The sequence below is a fragment of the Thermoproteota archaeon genome (genome assembly GCA_030130125.1).
Taxonomy (GTDB): Archaea; Korarchaeota; Korarchaeia; order Korarchaeales; family Korarchaeaceae; genus Korarchaeum.
On record JARZZM010000006.1, the window covers coordinates 1 to 23,225 of the forward strand.

Annotated in this window: 29 protein-coding genes and 3 tRNA genes; 18 read left to right on the plus strand and 14 right to left on the minus strand. The window is 51.1% G+C overall.

From position 1 onward, the window contains the following. Window positions 1-468, plus strand: a 468-nt coding sequence (locus QI197_01280) for a hypothetical protein (protein ID MDK2371999.1), incomplete at its 5' end; no start/stop codon positions are given. A 22-nt stretch (window positions 469-490) separates the two neighbouring features. Here the strand turns inward: QI197_01280 and QI197_01285 are convergent. After that, on the minus strand, window positions 491-931 hold the full coding sequence (locus QI197_01285; protein MDK2372000.1) for a UPF0179 family protein: 441 nt from the start codon (window positions 929-931) through the stop codon (window positions 491-493). Between the two features lie 92 nt (window positions 932-1,023). Between QI197_01285 and QI197_01290 the strand changes: the two genes are divergently transcribed. Beyond that, window positions 1,024-1,701, plus strand: a complete 678-nt coding sequence (locus tag QI197_01290; protein MDK2372001.1) for a proteasome subunit beta — start codon at window positions 1,024-1,026, stop codon at window positions 1,699-1,701. 10 nt (window positions 1,702-1,711) lie between these two features. Beyond that, window positions 1,712-3,607 (plus strand): beta-CASP ribonuclease aCPSF1, encoded by a 1,896-nt coding sequence (locus tag QI197_01295; protein MDK2372002.1) that lies wholly within the window; start codon window positions 1,712-1,714, stop codon window positions 3,605-3,607. A 20-nt stretch (window positions 3,608-3,627) separates the two neighbouring features. Here the strand turns inward: QI197_01295 and sepF are convergent, their stop codons facing one another. Then, on the minus strand, window positions 3,628-4,032 hold the full coding sequence (gene sepF / locus QI197_01300; GenBank protein MDK2372003.1) for a cell division protein SepF: 405 nt from the start codon (window positions 4,030-4,032) through the stop codon (window positions 3,628-3,630). Between the two features lie 258 nt (window positions 4,033-4,290). Between sepF and QI197_01305 the strand changes: the two genes are divergently transcribed. From QI197_01305 to QI197_01325, 5 genes are all read left to right on the plus strand, one after another. Further along, window positions 4,291-4,539 (plus strand): LSm family protein, encoded by a 249-nt coding sequence (locus QI197_01305; GenBank protein ID MDK2372004.1) that lies wholly within the window; start codon window positions 4,291-4,293, stop codon window positions 4,537-4,539. Between the two features lie 12 nt (window positions 4,540-4,551). Then, on the plus strand, window positions 4,552-4,743 hold the full coding sequence (locus QI197_01310) for a 50S ribosomal protein L37e (GenBank protein ID MDK2372005.1): 192 nt from the start codon (window positions 4,552-4,554) through the stop codon (window positions 4,741-4,743). Window positions 4,744-4,831: 88 nt separating this feature from the next. Beyond that, window positions 4,832-4,907: transfer RNA gene (locus QI197_01315), tRNA-Ala, on the plus strand. Window positions 4,908-4,914: 7 nt separating this feature from the next. After that, window positions 4,915-4,986 (plus strand) — tRNA-Phe (locus tag QI197_01320). An 18-nt stretch (window positions 4,987-5,004) separates the two neighbouring features. Further along, window positions 5,005-5,736, plus strand: a complete 732-nt coding sequence (locus QI197_01325; GenBank protein ID MDK2372006.1) for a hypothetical protein — start codon at window positions 5,005-5,007, stop codon at window positions 5,734-5,736. On the opposite strand, the gene QI197_01330 is transcribed toward QI197_01325, so the two are convergent. Then, the gene (locus QI197_01330; protein MDK2372007.1) at window positions 5,733-6,017 is read right to left on the minus strand and encodes a UPF0147 family protein; all 285 of its coding nucleotides are present in this window, start codon (window positions 6,015-6,017) and stop codon (window positions 5,733-5,735) included. The genes QI197_01325 and QI197_01330 overlap by 4 nt on opposite strands. Before the next feature lie 95 nt (window positions 6,018-6,112). Between QI197_01330 and QI197_01335 the strand changes: the two genes are divergently transcribed. Next, complete coding sequence (locus QI197_01335; protein ID MDK2372008.1) at window positions 6,113-6,499, plus strand: Sjogren's syndrome/scleroderma autoantigen 1 family protein; 387 nt, start codon at window positions 6,113-6,115, stop codon at window positions 6,497-6,499. On the opposite strand, the gene QI197_01340 is transcribed toward QI197_01335, so the two are convergent. The 7 genes from QI197_01340 to QI197_01370 form a co-directional block, all read right to left on the minus strand. Further along, window positions 6,450-6,914, minus strand: a complete 465-nt coding sequence (locus tag QI197_01340) for a hypothetical protein (protein MDK2372009.1) — start codon at window positions 6,912-6,914, stop codon at window positions 6,450-6,452. The two genes, QI197_01335 and QI197_01340, sit on opposite strands and share 50 nt — an antisense overlap. A gap of 115 nt (window positions 6,915-7,029) precedes the next feature. After that, window positions 7,030-8,217, minus strand: a complete 1,188-nt coding sequence (locus tag QI197_01345; protein ID MDK2372010.1) for an HD domain-containing protein — start codon at window positions 8,215-8,217, stop codon at window positions 7,030-7,032. Further along, window positions 8,217-8,642 carry a glycine cleavage system protein GcvH gene (gcvH, locus tag QI197_01350; GenBank protein MDK2372011.1) on the minus strand — a complete coding sequence of 142 codons (426 nt, stop codon included), beginning with the start codon at window positions 8,640-8,642 and terminating at the stop codon, window positions 8,217-8,219. The genes QI197_01345 and gcvH overlap by 1 nt, the downstream gene beginning before the upstream one ends. Window positions 8,643-8,692: 50 nt before the next feature. After that, entirely contained in the window at window positions 8,693-9,604 is a 912-nt protein-coding gene (locus tag QI197_01355) for an ATPase domain-containing protein (GenBank protein ID MDK2372012.1), read from the minus strand. Further along, complete coding sequence (locus QI197_01360) at window positions 9,601-10,083, minus strand: CDP-2,3-bis-(O-geranylgeranyl)-sn-glycerol synthase (GenBank protein ID MDK2372013.1); 483 nt, start codon at window positions 10,081-10,083, stop codon at window positions 9,601-9,603. Before QI197_01360 ends, QI197_01355 begins: the two co-directional genes overlap by 4 nt. Window positions 10,084-10,089: 6 nt before the next feature. After that, the gene (locus QI197_01365) at window positions 10,090-10,461 is read right to left on the minus strand and encodes a hypothetical protein (protein MDK2372014.1); all 372 of its coding nucleotides are present in this window, start codon (window positions 10,459-10,461) and stop codon (window positions 10,090-10,092) included. Between the two features lie 10 nt (window positions 10,462-10,471). Next, a complete protein-coding gene (locus tag QI197_01370) occupies window positions 10,472-12,226 on the minus strand; it encodes a helicase C-terminal domain-containing protein (protein MDK2372015.1) in 1,755 nt (584 codons plus the stop codon). A gap of 1 nt (window position 12,227) precedes the next feature. Here QI197_01370 and QI197_01375 point away from each other — a divergent pair, with 1 nt between their 5' ends. After that, window positions 12,228-13,364: an ATP-NAD kinase family protein gene (locus QI197_01375; GenBank protein MDK2372016.1), complete on the plus strand. Its 1,137-nt coding sequence runs from the start codon at window positions 12,228-12,230 to the stop codon at window positions 13,362-13,364. Here QI197_01375 and ftsZ read toward each other — a convergent pair. Both ftsZ and QI197_01385 read right to left on the minus strand, forming a co-directional pair. Then, window positions 13,358-14,584: a cell division protein FtsZ gene (gene ftsZ, locus QI197_01380; GenBank protein ID MDK2372017.1), complete on the minus strand. Its 1,227-nt coding sequence runs from the start codon at window positions 14,582-14,584 to the stop codon at window positions 13,358-13,360. The two genes, QI197_01375 and ftsZ, sit on opposite strands and share 7 nt — an antisense overlap. Beyond that, entirely contained in the window at window positions 14,584-14,745 is a 162-nt protein-coding gene (locus QI197_01385) for a ribbon-helix-helix domain-containing protein (GenBank protein MDK2372018.1), read from the minus strand. Before QI197_01385 ends, ftsZ begins: the two co-directional genes overlap by 1 nt. 341 nt (window positions 14,746-15,086) lie before the next feature. Here QI197_01385 and gcvPA point away from each other — a divergent pair, with 341 nt between their 5' ends. Further along, entirely contained in the window at window positions 15,087-16,469 is a 1,383-nt protein-coding gene (gcvPA, locus tag QI197_01390) for an aminomethyl-transferring glycine dehydrogenase subunit GcvPA (GenBank protein MDK2372019.1), read from the plus strand. After that, a complete protein-coding gene (gcvPB, locus tag QI197_01395; GenBank protein ID MDK2372020.1) occupies window positions 16,466-17,998 on the plus strand; it encodes an aminomethyl-transferring glycine dehydrogenase subunit GcvPB in 1,533 nt (510 codons plus the stop codon). The genes gcvPA and gcvPB overlap by 4 nt, the downstream gene beginning before the upstream one ends. On the opposite strand, the gene QI197_01400 is transcribed toward gcvPB, so the two are convergent. Beyond that, complete coding sequence (locus tag QI197_01400; GenBank protein MDK2372021.1) at window positions 17,960-18,919, minus strand: hypothetical protein; 960 nt, start codon at window positions 18,917-18,919, stop codon at window positions 17,960-17,962. The two genes, gcvPB and QI197_01400, sit on opposite strands and share 39 nt — an antisense overlap. Window positions 18,920-18,938: 19 nt before the next feature. Between QI197_01400 and QI197_01405 the strand changes: the two genes are divergently transcribed. Further along, the gene (locus QI197_01405) at window positions 18,939-19,925 is read left to right on the plus strand and encodes a hypothetical protein (protein ID MDK2372022.1); all 987 of its coding nucleotides are present in this window, start codon (window positions 18,939-18,941) and stop codon (window positions 19,923-19,925) included. Window positions 19,926-20,163: 238 nt separating this feature from the next. On the opposite strand, the gene QI197_01410 is transcribed toward QI197_01405, so the two are convergent. Then, a tRNA-Ile gene (locus tag QI197_01410) sits at window positions 20,164-20,274 on the minus strand. A gap of 63 nt (window positions 20,275-20,337) precedes the next feature. On the opposite strand from QI197_01410, the gene QI197_01415 reads away from it, so the two are divergent. From QI197_01415 to QI197_01435, 5 genes are read left to right on the plus strand one after another with little or no spacing between them, the layout of a single operon-like run. Continuing rightward, on the plus strand, window positions 20,338-21,015 hold the full coding sequence (locus QI197_01415; GenBank protein ID MDK2372023.1) for an OB-fold nucleic acid binding domain-containing protein: 678 nt from the start codon (window positions 20,338-20,340) through the stop codon (window positions 21,013-21,015). Beyond that, entirely contained in the window at window positions 20,981-21,403 is a 423-nt protein-coding gene (locus QI197_01420) for a translation initiation factor IF-2 subunit beta (GenBank protein ID MDK2372024.1), read from the plus strand. The genes QI197_01415 and QI197_01420 overlap by 35 nt, the downstream gene beginning before the upstream one ends. 11 nt (window positions 21,404-21,414) lie before the next feature. Then, window positions 21,415-21,777 (plus strand): translation initiation factor eIF-1A, encoded by a 363-nt coding sequence (locus tag QI197_01425; protein MDK2372025.1) that lies wholly within the window; start codon window positions 21,415-21,417, stop codon window positions 21,775-21,777. Window positions 21,778-21,795: 18 nt separating this feature from the next. Further along, complete coding sequence (locus tag QI197_01430; GenBank protein MDK2372026.1) at window positions 21,796-22,584, plus strand: serine protein kinase RIO; 789 nt, start codon at window positions 21,796-21,798, stop codon at window positions 22,582-22,584. 15 nt (window positions 22,585-22,599) lie between these two features. Beyond that, window positions 22,600-23,196 carry a KH domain-containing protein gene (locus QI197_01435; protein MDK2372027.1) on the plus strand — a complete coding sequence of 199 codons (597 nt, stop codon included), beginning with the start codon at window positions 22,600-22,602 and terminating at the stop codon, window positions 23,194-23,196. The last annotated feature ends 29 nt before the right edge of the window (window positions 23,197-23,225 follow it).

Genomic DNA, 23,225 nt, shown 5'->3' on the forward strand with positions numbered 1-23,225 from the left:
CCCTACGATAGGGGAAAGATCAGGGTGTTCTCGGTGAAGAGACTGGAAAGGGAGGGTATCAGGCCCCAGATCGGGGAGACTGTCTATGTGGACGGACAGAGAGGGACAATCCAGTCCATAACCGGTGGGAGAGTTACCATAGACTTCAACCACCCCTTGGCGGGCAGGGAACTGGTGGTATCCGGAAAGGTGATCAGGAGGATAGAGAATGACTTGGATAAGGTGAGGGCTATAGTGGCGGACTCGTTCGACGTGCCCCTGGAGGACATAAAGGTCGAGGAGGTGGAGGAGGGCGTGGTGACTGTAGAGCTCCCTTCCAAGGCATACGTGCTGAGGGACGCTTACTCAAGGAAGATAAGATCCCTCTCCCTGATAATGAGGCACGTCAAGAGCATTAGAAAGGTTCGCTTCCTAGAGGAATTCGAAATCCCCAAGAAGGAGTCGGAAGGTGAAGAGTCTCAGACTTGAGAGTCCTGATTGGAGGTTGAGATCACCTGACCTCAACCTCGTATATTTTGAAGCCAACCACCTTGGAACAACCGGATAGAGGGCCCACCTCCCTCACGATCTTTATCTTGTCTCCGGGCACTATCCCCTCCGGTTTGCAGTATGGGTAATTCTTGCATGAGATATCCTCGCACTCCATTCTCTTATACTGCATAGTAGCTCCCTCTATGAGGCCAGATGGTAGAGCGACGAGGATATGGGCCTTCCTCAAGGTAGCCAGCACGACCTCACCGTGCAAAGGGCAAGGAAACCTCTTCTTCCTGACCTCCACGACCTCATATACCCTACCCATCTCCAACCCGTCAACGCATGCCGACCTCAGCTTGCAGGTCTTACATGATTCTGATATCCCCTCAAAGGTGAATTTGAACCCTCTTTTAGCTATAGAGGATGGTACTAAGCCTACTCTTTCTCCATCAGTCATTTAAGTGCACCGATGCTGATTCAGCGGAATCCTTTTAATTCAATTATCCCCAGTGAGGGGGAAGCTACTTAACCTCACCTAAAGGTGGTTCTATGTTCCATGGTGTTAGGACTAAAGGGGCACGTGCTGACGTCCCCGAGCAGCTAGAGAAGCTGCTGAAAGGAACTACGACTGTCGGTGTCAAGTTCAAGGATGGGGTGATAATCGCCTCGGATAAGAGGGCTACGAGTGGTACCTTTGTCGCCAGCAAGAGCGCTGTGAAAACCATCCAGTTGACTGACTATGCGGTCGCTACTATTTCGGGGCTGGTCGCTGATGGACAGTACCTAGTCAACCACATAAAGGCCATGGCCGAACTCTACCAGCTAGATATGGAGAGGCCACTGAACTTGAAGGGTATGGCGAAGCTCCTGTCCGTGATGCTGAGGAATTACAGACCCTATTTCCTCATGGCCCACTTGATAGTTGGGGGTATAGACAGGGAGGGTCCGCACCTATTCAATGTGGACTTCTTCGGAACGCTGACCGAGGAAGATTATCTAGCCACAGGTTCCGGATCTCCGGTTGCCATTTCAGTTATAGAGGAAGGGTACTCCTCGGATATGGATGAAGAGAGCGCTCTCAGGCTCGTCATCTCTGGGATGATGGCCGCCCTCTCTAGGGACTCGGCTACTGGGGACGGAATTGACGTAGTGGTCATAGACAGAGGTGGCGTGAGGTTCCTCTCTAGGGAGGAGGTTACTGAGTTGTGGAAGGAGCTTTCGGGATGAGGGTGTCTGATTGCAGCCCGTAGAGCAGCTGAAAAGGAGAGTTAGGGAATACCTCTCCCAGTACGCTAGGATAACCAAGGTCGATTTGGAGGGACCTTTCGTCGTCGTTTACGCGGAGGATCCCAAGGAGATATTGGACATACCCGATGCCATCACTAACGCCGCGAAGACCCTGAAGAAGAAAATTATAGTACTGGCATCGAAGCCTCTCAAGGACGAAAGTGCCACTATAGAGTTCATAAGGAAGCTAGTTCCTCAGAAAGCCGAGATAATTGATATAAAATTTGTTCATGAGACTAACGAGGTGTACATAATTGCTAAGAGGACGGGTTACGTCGTCGGGAAGGGCGGTTCGAACATACTGGAGATCCTGAAGGAGACAGGATGGAGACCCATCATAATAAGGGCTCCCACAATAAAGTCAGCCTTCTTGGAGACCTTTTACAGCATCTTGATATCCGGATCTGCCGAGAGGAAGAGAATCCTCAAGAGGCTCTCTTCTAGGATATATAGGCCCTCAGTGGGAGCTGATAGGGGCCTGTTCGTCACATTCTTGGGGGCGGCCAGGGAGGTGGGCAGGAGCGCCATCCTAGTTCACACGGATGAAAGCACCGTACTACTAGATAGCGGGATAAGCGTGGGCGGTAGGAATCCGTTTCCAAGGTTCGATCTTCCCATATTCAGGCTGGAGGAACTCGATGCCGTTGTGGTGACTCACGCCCATCTAGATCATTCTGGGGCTCTACCTCTCCTGTTCAAGTATGGATATAGGGGTCCCGTATATTTGACGAAACCCACTAGGGACCTGATAATGCTCCTACTTTACGACTATCTGAATCTCTCCCAGAAGATGGGAATAACACCATTCTTCTCGTGGAGGGATGTTGTGAATCTGATGAACCACATGATTACCTTGGATTACGGAGAGACCGTCGACATATCTCCAGACATAAAGCTCACCCTCTACAACGCTGGACACATACTGGGTTCGAGCTTGGCCCACCTCAACATAGAGAGCGCCAGACATAACATCCTCTACACCGGAGATTTCAGGTACAGAGATACCAAGTTGTTAGATAAGGCCATGAGGAGGTTCCCGAGGGTGGAGACCCTCGTAATGGAGTGTACGTACTGTGGGGAGAGGGATGTGCTGCCCAGCCTCAGGGAAGCTGAGGAAACTCTCTTTTCCATCATAAGGGAGACGACAGAGAGGGGAGGGAAGGTCCTCATACCCGCCTTGGCTGTAGGCAGGGCTCAGGAGATAATGCTCTCCCTAGTGGATGGGTTCCGCAGGGAAACACTTCCGGACGTACCAGTTTACTTAGATGGCATGATCTACGACTCGACAGCGATCCATTCAGCTTATCCGGACTACCTCTCCTCCTACGTCAGGAACAGGGTCTTCAAGGAGGACAGGGATCCCTTCACCGATCCCCATTTCAACTTCATTGGCGGGCCCGATGAGAGGCCTGATGTGACCACTGGAGGACCTGCTGTGATTATAGCTCCCTCGGGAATGCTCACAGGAGGTCCTAGTGTCGAGTATCTGAGGCTCATGGCACCGAATGAGGATAACTCCATAGTGCTGGTGAGCTACCAAGCAGAGGGAACCTTGGGCAGGAGGATAAGGGACGGAGCTAGGGAGATCAGGGTGCCCAACGAGGAAGGTGAAATAGTCACGGTCGAGGTGAGGGCCAAAGTTCATGTCGTCGAGGGGTTCTCGGCTCACGCCGACAAGGTGCAGCTCCTCACATACCTGAATACGGTTGAGCCTAGGCCACACAGGGTCTTCCTAGTACACGGAGAGGAGAGCAAAATAAGATCGTTCATCCCCCTAGCCCACAAGAGCATAGGCGGGATGAGGTTCTCCGCTCCTCACATAGGAGAGACGTTCAAGCTGGCTTGAACTCACCTAAAAAGAGGGAGTCACTCGGGACTGCGCCATATCTCCACGAACCTAGGGACTATTAGTATGGGGGGATAGCCCCTGTCCCTTATCAGCACCAAGTCCCCACCCATCTCCAGAACCCTTTCCTTTAGCCTCTGTATGATGAACCTCAGCTTCTCCTCACCCTCAGCAGCCAGGTCATCGTATCTCAGAAGAATTATATTGCCCTCACTTATCTCGTTGAGAACCTGCTCGACATCCTCAGCGTTTCTCAGACTCATGGGCTTTACAGTGATCGCCTTCTCAGCTAGAACTTTAGCCTTCGCCGGTTCTACCTCGTAATCTAGATCTCCGTACTCAATCTCCTCCTCATACCCCTCCTCAGGGTATTCTTCCTCGTACTCCTCCTCTCCCCTTCCGAAGAGCTTTCTGAAGAAACCCAAAGTACAACCCCCACGAACTTGCTTCGGTAATTCCACCTCAACACATATTTAAAGACTACTCGACTGGGGGCATGAAAAGAGGATTTTCCTTTCCCCGATCGCTTTATATGGGGATGGGAGAGAATTTCCAACGGAGGTCCCTTTACAGGGAGCTGATTGTCCTGACAAGTCCCTCAGATCTGATCCCAGATATCGCATCCAAAACCTATTTAAAAGGGAAAAGCCTCCTTATTCAATGAATCAACGAGGGGAACCGACATGTCCAGCGCCATGAGATACCTCTCCAAGAGCGTTAACACAAACATCTTGGTATCCTTGAAGAATGGCATATTCGTTAGGGGAATATTGAGGGCCTACGACAACCACCTCAACCTCATCTTGGACAACGCTGAGGAGATATATACTACCCCCGATGGGGAGACTAAACAGAACAGAATAGGTAAGAGGGTTTTAATAAGGGGAGACAACGTGATCGCTATATCCACACCGAAGATAGAAATGGAGTGAGGGGGTACTGTTATGGTGAAAGGAACTCCGTCAATGGGTAGAAGGGGTAGGGGCAGAACCCACATCAGGTGCAGGAGGTGCGGACGGCACTCGTACAATGTAAGGAAGGGTTACTGCACAGCATGCGGTTTTGGAAGGAGTAAGAGAATGAGAAGGTACGAATGGGCCAACAAGGTGAGGTGGAAGGGTTTAAGGGTCGTATAACCCTCAATGACCGTTTAATCGGTTCACCCCGTGGGAGGGCCTCGCGTGGAGAAAAGGTTAAAATTCCCATATCGTCCATGATGGTTCGGGGCCGGTGGCGCAGCTGGTAGCGCGCCCGCTTGGCATGCGGGAGGTCGGGGGTTCGAGTCCCCCCCGGTCCACCAGTTGACTGCCGGGGTAGCTCAGGGGGAGAGCGTCCGGCTGAAGACCGGAAGGTCGAGGGTTCAAATCCCTCCCCCGGCACTCCTTAGGGATGGTAGTATGAGAAGAGATCGTGTCTCCGATTACCTCCTCAGCTCACTGAAGAGCTACTTCGGCAGTGAAGTTGGGGAGAGACTGGCTGACCTACTCTCCAAGACGGGAATCACCTGTTTCGATGATCTGGCCGGAGATGTTCCCGAGGAGATATTGGAGCTTGCGGAGGTAGATAGGGCCTCTTTCATGGGATTTCTCGATGAGTACGGACCTCAAGCGATTATCAAATTGAGGAGGGAATTATCTGCCCTGAGCTCTAAGATCAGCGATTTAGAATCCCAGCTTAAGTGGGCTCGGGAGAGGATATTGAGCGATGTGGGCACTAGGACTTCAAGGAGGGCTAACCTGAGGAGGGAGATAGGGGCGGCGATGGGCATGTTGGATGCCCTAGCCAGATCTGTCAGATTATGCTGTGAGCCTCATAGCTCGATAGGGGAGGAGAGAGTAAGGAACTACGCCGAAGTGCTTGATAGGGTAATTGAAAGGTTGCGTAATATTTCAGCTGATCTAGGAGAGCTGAAACCCATTCTGAGGGGCTTGGAGAACATAAAGTCGTTACTGGAGCAGCGGCCAGTAGCTGACGATCTATACCACTTAATCTCCTACTCGGTTTCCTCTCTGTCTGATCTGATGAGACTTGTCACGGAAGATACCTCGGGAAGTAAGGTGCTGTTATGGGAGAACATCCTCCTTAAGAGCGAATTGATCTCGGCGCTGTGCAGAAAAAGGGACCTTTAGTCCCTTATCCTCTCTAAGAGGCCGATTATTAGGAGGATCTCGGACCTAGTCGGGAAGGGCATGTTGATATCATTTACTATCTCATTCAGGATGGAAATGGCCTTATTGGCCCTTACCCCATAACTGAAGTTCTCATCTCTGAGAGCCTCAATCGCTTCGGTCGTGGCTCTCCTTATATTTCTTGGGACACTCCTATCCTGAGAAATCTTATCAAGCCTTTGGATGGCCTCTGATAGGAACTGCTCATACTCCTTAATCTTCTGGGATTTCTTGGTGGCCATAACAATCACCTCCGAATCAAGCAGGCTCCGATAGGATCGTGCCTCATCGACTTAAAAAATTATTACCTAAGCGATTAAGCTAAGGGGAGCACTCGATGTCGGGGAGCGTGGGTCCGGAGGAGAGGAGTAGAAAGCTGGCGGAGGCCCTGCTCAAGGGATGGAAGATGCTCCCCGAGACATGTCCCGTCTGCGGATCTCCCCTCTTCGAAACCCCCGGTGGAGAGGTTGTCTGTGCGGTATGCGGTACCAAGGTCATCTTGGTAAGTTCTGAGGAAGGGGTAAGGATAGAGGAACAGAGATTAGTGATGGAGAGAGTAATGAGGGATCTAATAAGACATCTGGACAGGATGGTCCACGAGGCGGGTGAGGAACTGAGTGACGACGACTTATCGAGGATAAATTCTCTACTGGAGGCGATCGAGAAAACCAACTCTATCTACAGGAGCTTATCTCGTCAGGAAAGGAGGCGTAAACTATCTTAGATTCCCAGCTAGACTCTTGAGCCTTTTCCATGATTTTAGAGATCAGTTCATCGTACCCTATCCTAGATAAGCCCTTCTCGAGTTTTAACGAGACCAACGCACCTCCCTCAACCCCCCGGACATCTACCTGGTAGATGTCCCTCTTGAGGTGGATGGCCCTTCCTCCACTTATGTAATAGTAGCCTAATGTCACCCTGAACCTGTGGGTCTCTCCTATGGGATCCTCGGGACCGTGTAGAACCTTTATGACATGCTTAACTGCGTTCCCTCCTTGAAAGGGGGAGGGTTTCTCCCCTTCTTCCAGTAGAACTACCTCGTAGGACACATAACCCTTCTTCACTTGGGGGGTAGAGCCCGACCAGAGCTCCCTCTCCTCATGAGTCCCGTGAAGTCTCGATAGTCCTATCAGGGTCATTGATAGAACCTTCCTGCAGCTCTCTCCGCACACTAAGAATTCCTTACCTAATATGGGGGACCCCGCTCTACAACTAAACCTCTAAGCTAAAAATGGTTCCCAGTAACTCGGCAAATCAAAGTAGATCCTCGGGGCGTCGGTCTTTCAATATCTGTCTTACCCTATCCCTGTGAGGTGGCCACGTATAGACCCTCACCATCCTCGGTAGAAGGTTCCTCAGCCTATTCAAGACCGGAGAGGCCTCCAAGGGATCCAATAAGGAACCCTCTCTCCATAGGAGGGGAAGATCTGTGGATTTTATGAACTCTATACGGGGGGAGTCCACCACTAGATCTTCGTCCTTCAGGCCCGCGCGGTCCGCTATGTGAGATTTTAGGTCGGAGACCTCTTCCTCAGAAAGGGATGTGTTGTACCACTCCTTCGCTAGTTTGAGTATGTAGCGCCTCATCAGCCTATCCATTATCTCCTTGCTTCTCCCGTCTCTCCTGAGGATATCCCACATGGTGTAGTCATCTAGATGGAGGAAGGCCTCCGGATCGTCTAAGCATTTCGAGAGATTCAATCTGTCAATCACCGATAGCATCGCCCTCTCCAACATCAGTTGGACTGCTCTTGATGTTTTATGGTAGTAGACTGTCCTGAAAGATAGTAATCGGGCCATTAGGAGGGATTCCACCGCTTCTAGAGCTCTGGCATTGATGACGAGATCCCCATTAATTTCTAATGAGTTAAGTGCGATCCTATGAATGTCTACACTGTAACCAGCTCCAGTGTGATAGGAATCCCTAACAGTATAGTCCATTTTATCTGCGTCCACCGAGGAGTTTATTATCCTAGAGAGGCTCCTCCTGGGGTGAACGCCCTCTATCAGGTCGGTTACCTCGTTAACCCTCACGCCCCATCTCCCCAAGATGTCCGATATCTCGGTACTCTTTACGAGATGGACGCTCATCTCCTCGTGGGTCATACCTAGAGACTTTTTCAAGACGGGCTCAAAGGAGTGAGAGAAGGGGCCGTGGCCTATGTCGTGGAGTAGGCCCGATACCCTCAGAAGAGTTACTATATCATCATCTCCGGATTGCTCACTTATCCTCTTTCCCATGAGCCCTGCTAGATGCATCACGCCGAGGGAATGCTCGAACCTCGTGTTCATTGCCCCGGGATAGACGTACTCCGATCCGGGGAGCTGCTTTATCCTCCTCAACCTCTGAAGCGGCAGGGTGTCCACTATCTCCAGCTCGAGGCGAGTCAGCTCTATATAACCGTGGATAGGGTCTTTTATCGATTTGACGTACTTCCCCATCACCGGTGTTCCTCCAAGAGCTTCTTGTACTCTTCGGGTGAGAGGAGGTTCTTTATCTCCTTCTCAGCCTCCGGACCCACTTTTATAACAATGATCCAACCCTCTCCGTATGGATCCTCGGTTATCATCTCCAAGCCCATCGGAATTTCATCACTTCCCTCCTCTACCACGCCGACCTCCCTGTTCAACTCGGAGATCTCGCCTGATAGTGGAGCATATATCTTCTCGGTGGTTTTACTGCTCTCCACCAGTCCTATGGGTTCCCCTTGGCTGACCTTAGTTCCCACTGGCTTGACCTCGAGATATGTAATATCGCCTAGTTCCTCCACAGCATAGGAGGTCAGGCCCATTCTAGCGGTGTCACCCTCCAGCTTGACCCACTCGTGGGTCTTGGTATAGTACCTGTCCTCGGGGACCTCGTGCATGCGATCACCTAGTAGGATGACTCCAATTCCTTTTAATCCTTAGATGATTATCACGGGGATTCTAGGCCAAATTCGGTTATTTTGAAGGCTGCCTGACCCAGAGGTAGGTAAGAGGAGTCCTCCAAGGATACTATCACTAGGTTCTCCCTAGCCTTTCTGAAGTAAAGGGTGTTGTGGGGGACATGGCCGAGAACAAAACCGCCCTTAGAGGTGATCTCCTTACCCCATCTGACAGCATGAGCAGTTATCAGGATCACCGCGTCCAGTTCTGCGATCCTTCTCACGAGCATCAGCGCCTCTTGGAGATCTTCCTGTCTCTCTCTCAGGCCGTCCAACCCTTTATATCCCCTGAAAGGGTAGGATATCGAATCCACGCAGACGAACCTGCTGGTACCCTCTTTGACGAAGTCAGAGGAGAGCTTGAGGGCCACCCTCAGTTGGGATACACCCGGGGCCGAGAACACCCTCACCCTAGATAGATCCCTGTCTGCGAGGCCGTTACTGTACAGGAATGCCTTCATTCTCTCCGGAACGAAGGTTCCCTCTGTATCCAAGAATATGGCCTCCTCAGAGGCTACACCTCCCTCACGCTCATCTAATAGGGATCTAGCTGCCATATGGAGACAGAACTGCGTTTTACCTGAGGCTGGAGGTCCGAATATAGCGTTTATGGTTCCTATTTGGAATCCCCCGCCCAGTAGGTCATCTAACCTTTTGATTCCGGTACTCAGGATGGGCTTCTCTTCCCTTAGAAGTTCATCGGCAGGTACGGGTTTGAGTAGAATTGAGGCAACTACGTCCAATATCTCCCTAGCAACTTTCCTATCGATAGCCAGCTCATCCGCAAGCTGCTTTTCAGAGAAGGTAAGCAGGTCCCTAACCGATATACCCTTTTCGATGAGCTTCTCCAAGTACTCATCGGGGATCCTCCCCTTGAGGAATGAGAGGTCTTCGAATCTCAATGATCGACCCCCTTCAACCCTAGTCTGTGCGCTATCACGTTAGTGCCCTTATGGAGCGCGGGAGTCACCGCCAAGAGGAATAGAATGGACCCCACATCCAGAGGTTCCACAGGATAAGTGAGAAAGATGGAAATTATTAGGAATCCCTCTTGATCGAGAAGGGGGGCGGAACCACCGGCCTCTATTCCCATTCTCCTTTTCACGAAAGAGCCTAGAGAATCCCCGAGCATTGCACCCAAGGAGAGGAGGAAGCCCGCTAGGGACCTTCCCTGTAGGCATCCCACTAATGTGCCAATTAGTATCCCGGAGGTGAAACCCTTGATGGTCTTGTGGTCTCCAAGTATCCTCCTTCCATCTAGGAAATTCTTCCCCATGTCTAGGGGTCTTCCCCCTCCGAAAATGACCGGTGACATGTTAGCCATATATGAGGGTAGAATGTACCAGAGGGATTTCAAGATCAGTATAGTCAAATCTAACATCATCTATCACCTAACAAAGGTCACCTTATCGAAAACCCTCAGGAACTGGGCGTCTAACTGAGTAAACGATGTGTAAGCCCTCACGCGGGAGGGGATTTGTCTCTCGAGGAACCTCAGCAGATTCATGGCTATCAAAAATTTCCTTCTAGCGCTACCGAACTCATTAGAGAGGCTCAAAGACACAGCGTAAGGTCCGTATGCCTCGTCAATGAATCCATCATATCTCCCGAGCAGGTGAGCGAGCATCAGGAGTGGATCTATTCCCCCCGATAGGGTAGCATCTATTAGCAGGAGGTTTCTCTCCCGTCCGAAGACCTCTCCGAGCGTTCGGAGTGTGTACCCCTCAAAGGATATCAAGGCTACTTTTGAACCTGTCATTAGAGATTCCTTAATATCTTTTCTCAAGAGGCTTCCCTTCAAGTGGGATGGTGCTGCTATTAACTCCATCGAGGGGCACCCTTGCATCTTCGAGTAAGTATCCGTTCGAGCTAAAGAACTCATCGGCTAACTGAGGTACTTCTTCGAGGGATGCAATCTTAGTCATCCCCCTAAGCCATTCGGGGAATAGGTTCAGACACAGCTTGAACCTGCTATCCGCGAACACCACAAATCCTAAATCGTCAGATGACCTTACAGGTCTAGCTGCCGCTTGAGCCGCGGATCTACACGCTATTAGAAGCTCGGGATTGTCGAGTCTCGAGTATCTCCTCCATAGAGAGAGGGTGAGGGATCTGAAGATACCGGGTTTCATGAACTGCATCCCCACAATCACAGATGTGGACATGTATGGCCCTGGAAAATCCTCGCCCTCGCTGTTCCTGCCTCCCTGAACCCCTAGAAGTATGGCCCCCTGTCTCCAAGACCTCTTGTATCTCTCGATGAGGTAAGCCCTCTCTGTCTCTCGCATTCCCTTTCTCTCAACGAAGATAGGCCCCTCAACGAGCTCTTCCAAGCCAGCGTCAAGCAATCCCTGTACGATGTCATATGAGGAGGCAAATACTCCCATGTTCCCTAATACTGTGTGAGACAAGTCCGCTAGAGCAGTAGCTAGCCTGTAATACTCATAGCTGCTCCTCTCTTCGAATCTCGTGGTGAAGTCTCTCGTTATGTACGCCTCTAGGCGTCCCCATCTCGGTAAGGATACCCTTCTGTAGTTGGCATCCACTAAGAATTCTCCCCTAGACTCGCTCCCACCCCATGTCCCCGATATTAGAACGACCGATTCGTACTTGCTGAAAATCTCCTCTAGGGTGCTCTTGGGTCTCCTGAATAGAAGGAGTCCCTCTCCGGATAGAAAGACCTTTTCTGCTTCTAGGACTTCGCCTCTCAGCCATATCAGGGTCTCTCTAACCTCTTTAGGGACGGTTCCCTCGCAGACCAAGGAGGCAGCTAAATACCTCTTGGGAAGAGCAACGTAGCTCAGCCTCGACCTCTTAAAGTATGACAGTAAATCTCTAATCCTCCAGCAGTGGTGTGATATCGGGATGAGTAGGTCCCGTTCTATTGTGATAAAATGGTTAGACAGCCACGCTTTCTTCAAGTTGTGGCCCTCGTCTACTAGGATTGATCTTCTGACTCCGAGAGTTCCCTCCACGAACTTCAGCAAGCCTTCATCCATGAGATATGCATATGACGCAACTACCACATCGTAGTTCCCCTTAGCTATGGTCTTGAGGGATCCGTAATAAGGACATCCGTTTCCGCCCAAATTTAGGGGATCAAAACATCTCTCCTTATTTATCTGGCTGTTTCTAGCGAAATAGGGGCACTTTCCTTCCTCTCTAAGTTCATCGCATCTCTTGTTGAAGAGGTAGTAGTTTGCGATGCGGTTGGCCCTCCAGTTCAAACACAGCTCCCTCTTACCCCTCAAGGCAGCTACCTTGACCATGCTGAACCTTCTACATTCATCTAACACACGATCTATCTGGCTGTGGGTCCTGACGAGATACAAGAATGTAGCTCCAATCCTTTGCGAGAGATATTCCATGGCGGTAAGGACGGTGGCCGTCTTACCTATCCCGTTCGGGGCTTCTATGAGTGCTAGACCCCTTTCACTCAACGAAAGACACAGGTCAGCCAAGAGCTCCCTCTGTCCCGGCCTGAACTCATCAAAGGGAAAATGCCTTTCAATTCCCTCGCACACCTTGAGATTGTGGGTGAGCAATATATACAAGAAAAGGCGCAAAATTGGGTTAATAGTAAACCCTATAGCCGGGCTCGGTGGTCCTCTCGGTAGGAAGGGCACAGACGATCATAAGACGGTTGCTGAGGCGCTAAGGAGGGGGCTCAAGAAGACCTCATTAGAGAGGGCTACTAGGGCTTTGAAGTTCTTCAGGGGTATCGACGTGGTTGTATACGCTCCAAGGGGAGAGATGGGCGAAATTTCCGTTATCTCCGCTGGTCTGGGATCTAAGTTCATCCCTCTGGAGTACACGCCCTCCAGTCCCAGCACGAGGGAGGATACGCTGAGGGCATCTGAGGAGATCGTCAGGAAGGGCGTTGACCTTCTCTTGTTCTCAGGTGGGGACGGAACGGCAGCAGATGTGTTGAAGGTTGTGAACCACAGGTTAGTGGTCTTGGGTATACCTTCAGGTGTCAAGGTGTTCTCGTCCGTGTTCGCAAAGACTCCAGAGGATGCTGGGAGAGTGGCGAGGGATTATTTAGAGGGAAGATTGGATGAAGCCGTAGGAGAGGTCGTTGATATACCGGAGGAAGACTACAGGAGTGGCTCCTTCTCCCCCAAGGTTATAGGTACGCTGAGAGTACCTTGCTCACATTTGGTGCAGGGCAGCAAGAGCATGGAGGCTCCAGATGAGGTAGTGCTCGAAGGGATTTATAGGTACATCAGAAGCAGATTGGAAGCGAGAGGACTGATCGTTCTAGGCCCAGGTAGGACTGTGAGCTTTATAGCCGCCAAGATGGGCTACGAGAAGAACCCTTCAACTGTAGATGTGATCACAGGAGGGAAATACTTGGAGGATGTGGATTACTTTGAGATGGAATCCATCATCGGGGGATCCCAGGATAGGCCGTTAGTTATTCTAACCCCGATAGGGGGAACCTCGTTCCTCCTTGGAAGGGGGAATCACCAGCTCATACCCGCCATAAAGAGAGCCGACTGGGGGGAGGATGTCATGATAGTTTCAACTCCCTCCAAAATCAGGAACATAGAGGAGCTGCTGGTAGATGTGGACGAGCCCCTAGAGAATGTCCCCGGATATATCAGGGTGATAATAGGTTACAGGGAGGAGAAAATAGTTAGAGTGAGGTTGACTCAATAGAGCACGTAGGCTCTGCCTAAGGCATCCTCTATCACGCTCACGGGATCGTACTGTCCGTCCACCGCCGTTATACCCGTGCTGATAATGGGTTGCATATGCCCTATCCTCTCCGGTCCGAGGACATCGGGGGACTTTATACCCGTCAGCAGGAGTATCACCCTCACGCTGTCCCCAAGATGCTCGTCCATGTCGGCCCCTATCTTTATTATGGCATCGCTGGACATCCTAGATGCCACTATCTCCGTTATCTGGTGGACTTCAGTGAGTTTGAGGTTCTTCCCTCCGTATACGACTACTAGGGCTCCCTTGGCCCCGTCTGGGGAGATCTCTATCAGCTGGTTCCTAAGAGCCATCTTGACAGCCTCCTCTGCCCTCCTCTTAGGATCGCTGGATTCCCCTATCCCCACAGCCGCCACTCCTCCAGCGGACATGAGCGTCCTTATGTCGTTGAGATCTACATTCACCATGGTCCTCTTCCTGATGATCTCGGCTATCCCCTTCACCATTATAGCGAGGGTGTAGTCGGCCATCACGAAGGCCTTATCTATCGGGAGCTCACCAGCCAGATGTAGGAGCTTGTCATTGGATATGAGTACGACTGTATCGGCCCATTTTCTAAGTTGTCTTATTCCCTCTTGGGCTATCTTGTATTTGTGCCTCCCCTCGGTCTTGAAGGGGAGTGTTACGAAGCCTATCACCTTAGCCCCCTTGTCCTTAGCTATCTTCGCTACTATAGGGGCGGCACCTGTCCCGGTTCCACCTCCCATACCCGCCGCTATGAAGACCAGATCCGGTCTGCTTCCCAAGGCATCCGAGATCTTGTGGGAATCTTGCTCTGCGCAGGCTCTCGCCACCTCCGGCCTTCCGCCTGCGCCCAGACCGTTGGTTATGTTTTCCCCTATGAGAATCTTATGGGGAGCCTCTACACCATCCAAATGTACCTTGTCCGTGTTTATGGCGACGAGCCTGACTCCCTCGACGCCCAGCTTATTTAGGTTGTGAACGGTATTGGAGCCACATCCTCCCACCCCTACTATGACTATGTTGCCAGCGGAGTAATCCTCGCTCTTCACTGGGGTATCTAAGGAGTCGATAGCCCTCGCGGCGTCCATCATCGGTATGCCAGACTCGTCGTCAGTTGGTCCATTGAAGATCCTCCTGAAGAGGTCCACCATCTCCCTTCCTTGGGGAGATCCAGTCTCCTGCATCCCCTCAAACATCAGAAAGCCACACCTCCAGTGTTCCTCCTCTTATATTCCCTTATGAGGAGTCTTATAGCCTCCCTTATGGCCTCGCTCTTGCTAGTGAAACCGACCTCTTGGACCAGTTTCTCCAGTTCCCTCATGAGGGAGTGAGGTATATGGAACGATACTACTACCATGATACCACCGAGATCAATGAAATATACGCGACCTTAAGGTATGTTTGAGTTAACTGAGTAGGATATGGTAATTGTATTGTTAATATTTTCGTGGCGAATCCTTTATATAGTAATGTCACGTTTCAGGGTAACAAATCAATGTTTTCCGGAAGCAGGGCCGCGAACAGGTAATGTAGCTCAAATTGAAGTAAGATGGCTCAGCACATCCTAAAATTGACTTTCTACTTCGATTTATCTAGGGATATGACTGGCAACTTGTTGTATGGTCATTATCATTTCCACTCCGCGCTTACGACATGGAAGTGCTATAGTGTTAAGATAATCTGGTGGTGTAATATCCGATGCCAATGCCTGCAGAGAGCTTGATACCCAACGCTTCAGGCCTAATTACCTCTAAGATGATGAATTATCTGGGCATTAATAAGTTAGAGGATCTGTTTTCCGATGTTCCCGACTCCATCTTAATTAATGAGCCTACTGGAATCGGGAGATCTCTAACACAGTCTGAAGTGGAAGCTCTTTACTCTGAAAAACTGGAGAAGAACATATCCTTTAAACTGAGCTTCATGGGGGGAGGGATAGCTGATCACTACGTGCCTCCCCTAGTGGATGAATTAGTTACCAACCAAGAGTTCTACTCCTCGTATACACCCTATCAGCCCGAGATATCTCAAGGGATCCTACAGGCACTCTTTGAATATCAGTCACTCATGGCGGAGCTACTGGGTATGGATGTGGTGAATGCTTCCCTTTATGACTACGCCTCCGCATTGGGCGAGGCTGGGAGGTTCTCCGTTAGGGTCACTAAGAGGAAGAAGATTCTGCTCGCGACGACCACCCATCCAGAGAGGAAGGCCGTACTGAAGACCTACATGGAACCCCTCGATGTCCAAATAGTTGAGATCAACCGGGAGGCTAGTGGAGAGATCTCTTTCGATGAATTATCGGCTAGTATGGATGAGAACGTTGGTATGGTGTATCTGGAGACTCCGAATTTCTTTGGCGTTGTTGAGAGGGGGATTGAGGACGTAGCTGATATAGCTCACTCTAAGGGGGCACTCCTCGTCGTTGGAACTGATCCCCTACTAGCTGGGATAGTTAAGCCTCCTGGAGAGCTGGGAGCGGACGTAGTGATTGGAGAAGGACAGCACTTGGGCGGATATATGAGCTATGGGGGTCCATCATTGGGGATATTCGCGGTGAGGAGGAGCTTTAGGCACATCAGACAGCTCCCTGGAAGGTTAATAGGGATGACCAAGACCGTAGATAGGAGGTATCGCGGTTATACCATGGTCCTCCAGACGAGGGAGCAGCATATCAGGCAGGAGGAGGCTACTTCGAATATAACCACCAACTCCTCGTTGATGGCCGTGAGGGCAGCTATCTATCTGGCATTGTTGGGGCCTGATGGTATAAGATCCGTCGCCGAGAAGATCTTATACAATACGGAGTACCTCAAGAGGAAGCTGAGCGATCTACCATGCTTCAGCGTCCTGTTCGAGAACTCTCTTCATTTCAAGGAGATCCCCGTCGTGTCTGAAATACCTTGGGGTGAAGTGAACAGCTGGTTGTTGAGGAACGGGATCTTAGGGGCCTTTCAAGTATCCAAGCTATTCCCGGACGCTGATTCGACTGGAAAACTGGGCCTGCTCTCTACAACGGAGAAACACCGGCTTGCTGACTTAGATTTACTCTTGAGACTAATGGAGGAGGTGTGCTCATGAACAGGAGATATGTGCAGGCCAAGTGGCAGCTCAGCGAGGGGATTTTAGAACCCACCGTATTCGAACTAGGGGAAATTGGGAAGGGAGGTGTCGTAGTTGCTAGAGTGGAGGACGAGCTACGGAGGGAAGTAGGAGAACTGGAGGACCTGATTCCCCAAGACCTCCAGAGAGGAGCTATAGGATTGCCTGGACTGACCGAGCCGGAGGTGGCCAGGCACTACAGTCATCTAGCCCAGATGAATTACGGGGTCGACAGCGGCCCGTACTGGTTGGGCTCGTGTACGATGAAGTACACGCCAAAAGTCGCGATGAAGCTGGAGTCCCATCCATCCCTCAGGAACGCACACCCCTATGCCCCTGAGGAGAGTGTTCAGGGAATACTGGAGATCCTCTACGAGCTTCAGGAGATGCTTTCTTCCATAACGGGATTGCCCAAGTTCACTCTACAGCCAGCAGCGGGAGCTCACGGTGAGCTAGTCGGGGCCCTGATCATAAGAAAGAGGTTTCTTGACCTAGGGGAAAGAAGGGATGAAATCCTCATCCCGGAATCTGCCCATGGATCCAACTTCGCCAGTGCAGCAATGGCCGGATTCAAGGTGGTCAGGATTCCGCCCTCTGAGGAAGGTACTGTGGACATGGGGGCATTAAGAGCGGCCATTAGCGAGAGAACTGCTGGGATGATGATAACTAATCCCAACACACTAGGCATATTCGAGAGCGATATACTGGAGATAGCGGATCTCCTACACTCTAATGGCAGCTACCTCTACTACGACGGAGCTAACCTGAACGCGATAATGGGGTGGGTACGCTTATCAGATATGGGAGTAGATCTAGCCCATCTCAACGTACATAAGACCTTCAGCGCGCCTCACGGTGGGGGAGGCCCGGGTGCTGGAGCTGTAGGGGTCATAGAGGAGCTAGCTGATTATCTCCCGGTCCCCGTAATAGTGAGGGAGGGTGACACCTACCGCCTAGATTACGACCTCCCCAAGAGCATAGGGAGGGTCAGGATGTTTCACGGAAATATAGGTGTCCTCGTGAAGGCGTGGGGTTATCTAAAGCTACTGGGAAGCGAAGGTGTGAGGCTCTCCTCGGGAATAGCCGTTCTTAACGCGAACTATGTCAGGAAGAGGCTCATGGATATGGGGTTTGAGGTTCCCTATGGAAAGGACAGGCCGTGTAAGCACGAGTTCGTCATATCCCTGTCCAGATTCAGGAGGGAGTATGGGGTCAGGGCGCTCGACTTCGCCAAGGCGTTGATGGATAGAGGGGTGCATCCACCGACCATGTACTTCCCGCTCATAGTTCAGGAGGCGTTCATGATGGAGCCTACGGAATCGGATAGCTTGGAAGAGCTGGATTCCTATGTTTATGCCATGGGTGAGCTCGCCGATCTGGCTAGGAGTGACCCGGATGAGTTGCTCAGCGCCCCCAAGAATACAGCCATTGGCAGGATCGATGATTCATTCGCGAATAAGAGACTGTGGTTATCTTGGAAGGTATATAAGGACAGAGAGAGCAGCTAACACAACCTCGATCCCGAGAATAGCTTTCACCAGCTCGTACTCCTTATTAACTCCTATTTTGATGAGAAGCCATGCCAGAGACTTGTTCGGTGGGGGGATCAGGGTCCCATCAGGTTCGACCCTAGTGGGGATCTTCTTCCCGGTTCTCCCCCAACTTATGAGTTTTAAGAGGAAATCGAATCCGTGAGGAATGGTCATTATTATTAGAGGCCAGTAAGCCCCCCTCTGAGCTGAAATGAAGCCTATAAATCCTCCTAAGAGGAACGTCAGAGTGTTCCCCGGAAACGCTTTGGCGGGATACCAGTTGTAGGGGAGGAAGGCCAATATAGCGGACACTGAGATCAGCAGGGTGATCCCGTAGGCGTCACCCCTCACGAGCAATAGGATCGCTAACGCTAGATATATTATGAAGGAGGATCCTGCTTCGAGGCCGTTGAATCCGGCCAGAGTGTTGAAGGCATTGGTCACATAGATCCCGAATAGGGTAACCGCAACTATCTGAAGGAGTGGATCTTGGTGGAAGGGTGGGAATGGCTTCAGCGAGCTGTGGAACATGAGGAAAGGTATCCCCGATAATACTATCTTCTCCATATTTTTAAGGCCGATAAAGTCATCTATAAGGCCCATTGAGGCGAAAAGGACTGCAGCAGTAATCAAAGGGTAAGCTTCGATTGAAGGAATTAGGGAGGTCGCTGCCAAGACCCCTATTAAGGTCAATGCCGCTGGCAATCCACCTATTTTGACTCCCCAGAGTTCACGAGGTTTATGGAGATCCCTCGAGACGAGTTTCCTCCTCCTAGAGATCTTCTCCCAAACCCCAGTGAGCAAGTAGGTGACCGCAAAGCTTGACGATATCAGACATACGCTGGCGATGATGCTGACGGCCGGATCAGCTGGAAGCATCTTTTTATCGGTGCTCACCGGTTGGCTATTGATAAAAATGCTAACTTGGATCCCCCTAACAGCACTTGCGATGGTGCTATCCCTCGTCGCGTCTGAGCTGTTCCATCGGACTTGGATCCCTAGGCTGGTGAGCAAGGGATATGTCTCCGAGGATGTCCACAAACCGGGTAGACCTAAGGTCCCGGAGCCAGCGGGACCCGCGGTCTATTTGTCCTTCGCCATATCTATGATGGTCGTATCGCATCTGGCTGGCAGCGTGGCACTTGAGGGAGTTATCGCCTCAACTGGGTTGGCCTTCCTCATCGGACTTCTTGATGATCTGTCCCCTCTAGGTCCCAAGACGAAACCTCTACTCCTGATAGTGCCTGCTCTCCTATTAGCGGTGAGTGGAGAGATAGTTCCTAGGCCCTACTTGCCCATACTGGGTAGAGCGAGGCTTTACTACATCTACTGGATTGTGCTGGCCGCCATATTCACTGTTTTCTCCAATGGTGTTAACATGATGGATGCGCTCAACGGGATGATGCCTTCCTCTGTCTTCGCTTCTACCCTTCCCCTATTGCCTGTGCTGATCGCATTGGGCAGCCACGCAGGTCTGCTATCGCTCATCGCCCTGTATGGATCTCTGATACCCTACTACATGAGGAACAGATACCCAGCTAAGGTATTTGGTGGTGACTCCAATTCCCTCTTCGTCGGGGCCGCTCTCGCCTCAGTAGCGGCTATATCCAACACTGAGGCCTTCTTCGCTATATCGCTGCTCCCATTCATGGTTTCAGGTTTCTCCATTCTGGTCTCGATAGGGGGGTTGCTGGAGAGGAGGGATATAAGGGTCCGGCCCGTCATCGTGGAAGGAGGGGTTATAAGAGCGAATCCTAGTAAAGAGGCGCCGATCTCTCTCATAGCCATACTGACGAGTTACGAGGGTAAAGTTGAACCTCGTATAGTTAAGGAGGTCGTCGTGATATCACTGATCTCAGGGCTGCTTTCATGCTTCACATTCTTCCTCCTCACCCCGAGGTGAAGATCGTGGATAAGGGGTTCCTCTTAGCCATCTATAGCATTATATCTGGATGGATACTCATCTTGATGTCACTATTCTTGATTAAAGTGCTGATCACGACTTTAGGGACTAAGGGGCTCTTTATAGCCCTAACAGAGGCTGTAGTTGGCTTCTTAGCTCTAGGTGGAGCTCTCTACCTGTGGTATCTCACGCTCAGAGCACTGTTCCTGAGGGTAAAATCGACGCCGAGGAAGGGCAATGGTGGGCCCGGGGGGACTTGAACCCCCGACCTCCCGCTTTTCCTCTGGGGTCCCTGTAGCGGGAGCCGCCATATAAGGCGGGCGCTCTATCCAGTCTGAGCCACGGGCCCCAGCCCTGATCGATAAGGGACTGGACCTATATATAAGGATTAGCTAGGCTTCATGGAGATGGCATGAGTTCGACTATCCCGGAACCCGCCCATAAAGTGTGGATAGAGGAGCTCAGAGAGGGTAGATTCGAGGATATATCGATCAATCAGGTGCGCTACTTCCGATTACCTTGGGGGAGCGTCTCCAAGGTGAGGGTGATGGGATTGGTCATCAATTCATGGATGAGCGACGACGGCACCTTCGCCTGGATAGAGGTGCACGATGGTAGTGGAAGCATTCAAGTTAAGGCTTGGGAGGAGGATATAGACAGGATCACAGATCCTGACACGGGTAAGCTGTTGGAAACCGGTTCCTTGGTCGATGTGATAGGCAGGATAAGGAGCTGGAGGGACACCCTCTACCTGTATCCTATTCTTGTGATCAAGGTAAGGGATCCTAATGCCATTTTTCTCAGAGAACTTGAGGTTTTAAGGAGGAAATTGAGATATCAGGCTGCTCCCAGAGGTGTTTCTACAGCGGAAACCCTTAACTTAAGGACTATAATCAAGTTGCTCAAGGAAATAGGCCCTCTAGATGGTAGGGAGATGGCTGATCTCCTCAAGGTCGATGAGGGTCAACTCATCGTCCAGCTCCATGAGCTGGAGGACTTAGGTTTAATATACGAAGATAACGGAAAATACGTGTACGTTGGATGGGGTGATAAACATGTCAAGCAAAGAGGAGTATCTGGAGATGCTTAGAGAGGCTAGGGAGCAGCTACCTGCCGTTGTGGTTAGTGGGGAGAGGTTCACGCCTCCTAAGCCCATAATTGCGATAGAAGGCAAGCAAACTCACATAGTCAATTTCAAGGAGATAACTACCGCCTTAAACAGGGATCCCAAGCTCCTAGCTAGGTATCTGTCCAAAGAATTGGGCTCTCCCTACTTCCTAACCGAGGACGGTAGGAAGCTCATATTGAGCAGGAGGATAGATCCCAGACAGGTGGAGAACAGGGTGGAGAGATTCATCAGGACTTACGTGATATGCCCTCACTGCGGGAGGCCGGACACAGTCATAGTGAAGATCAAGAAGGCTTGGGTCCTCAGGTGCCAAGCTTGCGGTGCGGAGACTCCAATACCTAAGATCTGAGGGGGAGTCATTTGCCTAAGAAGAAGGCAGCCAAGAAGAAAGGAAGCGACATCGAGAGATCCTTAGATGCCGAGATGGAGGAACTCCTTCCTGTGGAAGAGGAGCTTGAGATCTTCGGTAGGGTATTGGAGCCGCTGGGGAAGGGACACTTCAGAGTAGAGTGCACGGACGGGGCTATCAGGGTGTGCAGGGTAAGAGGCAAGCTCAGAGGGAGGAGATCTTGGATAAAGAGGGGGGACATCGTGCTCGTGTCAATATGGCCCTTCAAGAAGGATAGGGGGGACATAGTAGTCAGATACACGCACCAACAGGTTCAGTGGCTGGTGGAGAAGGGATACATACCCGAGGACTGGGCGCTCTATAAGGAGGGCTGATTCGAGGGAGATTTCAGCTTGTCTGACAGGTTCGAGGAGCTGGAGGAGAGGATAGAGGAACTGCTGGAGAAGGACCGCGGTAGGAAGAGGATTAAGGATGAGGAGTATTTCAAGGTAAGGCAACTGGCCTTCGATAACAGGACGATAAGGTCACTCCTGAAGCTGTTCAATAAGGGAGTGCTGGACGATCTGACATGGGTCATAAGCGCTGGAAAGGAATCCCTAGTCTTAGCTGGAAGGGGACCCGAGGGCGAGCTAGCGATCAAAATATACAGGATCTATACCGCTAACTTCAGGAAGTACCTGGATTATATCATAGGGGATCACAGATTCCCTCCTGTCAAGGACCGAGATAAGATCATACCCCTATGGGCGAAGAAGGAGTTTAGAAACCTCAAGAGACTGAGGGATGTGGGAGTGAGGGTACCCAAGCCCGTAGATGTTGCGGGGAACGTGCTGGTGATGGAGTTCATAGGCAGAGAGGGGGTACCTGCCCCTCTACTGAAGGAGACTGATCTAGAGGATCCCGAGAGATACCTCGAGGAGATACTTGAGGATATAAGGAGGTCGTACGTAGGGGCGGATCTGGTGCACGGAGATCTCAGTGAGTATAACGTGATGGTGTGGGAGGACCATCCTTGGATCATAGACGTGTCCCAAGCGGTGGTCACGGTGCATCCTTTATCCTTCTCACTACTCATCAGGGACTTGGAGAGGGTCACCTCATTTTTTAAAAAGCGATACCGGATAGATGTCCCGGACCCTTACAAGCTTGCCGAGGAGCTTGCTAGGACTAAGGAAGTTTGAGAGGGGGTCTTACTCTTGCAGGAGATCAGGGTCAGGATACCAAAGGACAGGATAGGAGTTCTGATAGGTAAAAGGGGTTCCACCAAGGCCATGATAGAGGAGCTCACCGGGGCCGAGATTATAGTTGACAGCGGAACCGGCGAGGTCCTAATAAGGTTCCCTGATATTCCGGAAGATCCTCTAATGCCGATGAAGCTTGAATCGGTGATAAGGGCGATAGGCAGAGGTTTCAATCCCGAGATAGCGTTGAAGCTCCTGCAGGATGATTACGTGCTCGAGGTCATAGATATAAGGAGGTTCGTCGGTGCTAGGAAGAATGCGTTGAAGAGAATGAGGGGGAGGCTAATCGGAGAGAAGGGAAAGGCTCGTTCCTATATAGAGAGCAGGACCAATACCCATATATCGGTTTACGGGCACACTGTCTCCATAATCGGAAGGACGTATGACGTCGTAGCCGCTAGAGAAGCGGTGTTCTCGCTGTTGGAGGGATCTATGCACTCCACGGCCTACAGGGCCATGGAGAAGAAGATAGCCGAGATGAGTAAGAGGGCATTGATCGATGAGAGTTTGCTGAGGAAGGCCCTCAAGGAAACTATGAACGAGGAGAAGTGAGGGGTGTTTCCATGTCCGAAGACGTGAGG

Excerpts from the sequence above, each read along its gene's own strand:
- QI197_01285 (MDK2372000.1), bottom strand. The coding sequence starts at position 931 with ATGACTGATGGAGAAAGAGTAGGCTTAGTACCATCCTCTATAGCTAAA.
- QI197_01290 (MDK2372001.1), top strand. The coding sequence starts at position 1,024 with ATGTTCCATGGTGTTAGGACTAAAGGGGCACGTGCTGACGTCCCCGAG.
- QI197_01305 (MDK2372004.1), top strand. The coding sequence starts at position 4,291 with ATGTCCAGCGCCATGAGATACCTCTCCAAGAGCGTTAACACAAACATC.
- QI197_01310 (MDK2372005.1), top strand. The coding sequence starts at position 4,552 with ATGGTGAAAGGAACTCCGTCAATGGGTAGAAGGGGTAGGGGCAGAACC.
- QI197_01325 (MDK2372006.1), top strand. The coding sequence starts at position 5,005 with ATGAGAAGAGATCGTGTCTCCGATTACCTCCTCAGCTCACTGAAGAGC.
- QI197_01330 (MDK2372007.1), bottom strand. The coding sequence starts at position 6,017 with ATGGCCACCAAGAAATCCCAGAAGATTAAGGAGTATGAGCAGTTCCTA.
- QI197_01335 (MDK2372008.1), top strand. The coding sequence starts at position 6,113 with ATGTCGGGGAGCGTGGGTCCGGAGGAGAGGAGTAGAAAGCTGGCGGAG.
- QI197_01340 (MDK2372009.1), bottom strand. The coding sequence starts at position 6,914 with ATGACCCTGATAGGACTATCGAGACTTCACGGGACTCATGAGGAGAGG.
- QI197_01345 (MDK2372010.1), bottom strand. The coding sequence starts at position 8,217 with ATGGGGAAGTACGTCAAATCGATAAAAGACCCTATCCACGGTTATATA.
- gcvH (MDK2372011.1), bottom strand. The coding sequence starts at position 8,642 with ATGCACGAGGTCCCCGAGGACAGGTACTATACCAAGACCCACGAGTGG.
- QI197_01360 (MDK2372013.1), bottom strand. The coding sequence starts at position 10,083 with ATGTTAGATTTGACTATACTGATCTTGAAATCCCTCTGGTACATTCTA.
- QI197_01365 (MDK2372014.1), bottom strand. The coding sequence starts at position 10,461 with ATGACAGGTTCAAAAGTAGCCTTGATATCCTTTGAGGGGTACACACTC.
- ftsZ (MDK2372017.1), bottom strand. The coding sequence starts at position 14,584 with ATGTTTGAGGGGATGCAGGAGACTGGATCTCCCCAAGGAAGGGAGATG.
- QI197_01385 (MDK2372018.1), bottom strand. The coding sequence starts at position 14,745 with ATGGTAGTAGTATCGTTCCATATACCTCACTCCCTCATGAGGGAACTG.
- gcvPA (MDK2372019.1), top strand. The coding sequence starts at position 15,087 with ATGCCAATGCCTGCAGAGAGCTTGATACCCAACGCTTCAGGCCTAATT.
- gcvPB (MDK2372020.1), top strand. The coding sequence starts at position 16,466 with ATGAACAGGAGATATGTGCAGGCCAAGTGGCAGCTCAGCGAGGGGATT.
- QI197_01405 (MDK2372022.1), top strand. The coding sequence starts at position 18,939 with ATGCTAACTTGGATCCCCCTAACAGCACTTGCGATGGTGCTATCCCTC.
- QI197_01415 (MDK2372023.1), top strand. The coding sequence starts at position 20,338 with ATGAGTTCGACTATCCCGGAACCCGCCCATAAAGTGTGGATAGAGGAG.
- QI197_01420 (MDK2372024.1), top strand. The coding sequence starts at position 20,981 with ATGTCAAGCAAAGAGGAGTATCTGGAGATGCTTAGAGAGGCTAGGGAG.